Below are 1,413 nucleotides of genomic sequence, written 5' to 3' on the forward strand. Positions count from 1 at the left end.
AAAAACAGGGCCGCCACCGCCGACATCCAGCGCCGCAAGAAGCTGGCCGACGATGCCTTTGCCCGCCGCTTCGACGAGGTGCTGAAGAAGCACAATTCGGCAAACTACGTGCAGTCTTAGAGTGACAGGACTGCCCGCGAGCGCACAGGCATGACCCCCGAAAACGAAGCGGCGGCACGATATTTCTCCGCCATCACGGCCGCGCTGAGCGGCCTTGAAGTGTTCATGCGCGACGATCGCTCGCCGCTTTACCGGCACGGCATCGTCGCCAAGATCGTCGCCGAATACATCGCCCGGCTCGACAAGTCGTTTTCCTGCTGGCGCAACCGGCTGGGCTTCATGGACACGTTCCGCATTTCGCGGGCCGAAAGCGGATTCCCGGTGTTCCAGAACCTGCTCGAACTGGAAAACGACCGCCGCCAGGCCGACGCGCGGCTTGCCAACATCCCGCTCGCCGGCGAATTGCGCGAGGAAATGGCCGACTTCATCCTGCGCCACAAGGAATTCCCCGAGGCGCTGCAGAAGTCGATGGCCGAGCGGCTCTATCTCGAGGACGTGAAAAGCGAGAACACGTTCGGTCCCTTCACGCTGGCGCAAACCGCCAAGGTCTCGGTCAATCCGAAGACGGGACGGCCCTATTATCTCGTCCATTGGGCGACGTTCGACGGCAGCGCCAACCTGCCTCTGGTCTACATGGTGACGGTGGAGGATTCTTCCGACGCGATGATCCGCCAGCTTGTCGACAGGAACGGCAAACTCAACGAGACGGTCGACATTCCGCTGCCGGTCGACGGCCTGCTCAATCCCGAGCTTGCCCATCGTTTCGACGATTTCACCGAGAAGAACTCCGCCTATACGCTGTCGCCGGCAACCATCGCGGTCAACCTCGACAAGGATTTCGAACCGCTGCACCCCAAGCAGCTGCGCCGCGTCGTGCTCGGCCCGTTCTATTCGGTGGGGATTACCGACAACAATTCGACGGTGACCGAGGTTCTGGCCAAGGTGCGCAAGCCGCAAAATGCCTGGCTTTTGACCTGGACGATCCAGGAGGTCTATTCCAAGAGCGAGAAGCCCGGCCGCAAGGGCCTGTTTTCGAGTGAGAAGACAACGCAGGAATTCTTCATCAACACTGATGATCTGGAAGCCGCGCGTCAGGGCGTGTCGAGCTATGAAAACCATGCGCTGATTCCGCACGAGGCCTATCAGGCACTCTACGCCGCCGGCGAAGCACAGAAGATTTTTGCCGGCTACAAGGTTCATATCCTGTCCAACGGACAGGTCATCTCAGACGTCTGACCGTCACACCACGGAGCACCCTTCATGGATACCGGCCTGACCACCATTCCGGAAGCCGCCATCGAGAAGCACCGCGCCACCGCGCAGAGCTTCATCACCCGCATCGTCGTGCTGGAG

General features: G+C 60.6%; 1 protein-coding gene. It reads left to right on the plus strand.

Annotated elements, in window-relative coordinates; all coding sequences use genetic code 11:
• The first annotated feature begins 150 nt into the window (after nucleotides 1-150).
• Nucleotides 151-1,296 carry a hypothetical protein gene (locus EN925_RS35800; protein ID WP_027162175.1) on the plus strand — a complete coding sequence of 382 codons (1,146 nt, stop codon included), beginning with the start codon at nucleotides 151-153 and terminating at the stop codon, nucleotides 1,294-1,296.
• The last annotated feature ends 117 nt before the right edge of the window (nucleotides 1,297-1,413 follow it).

This window comes from Mesorhizobium sp. M7A.F.Ca.US.006.04.2.1, assembly GCF_004022915.1.
In the GTDB taxonomy this organism is placed as follows: Bacteria; Pseudomonadota; Alphaproteobacteria; order Rhizobiales; family Rhizobiaceae; genus Mesorhizobium; species Mesorhizobium ciceri.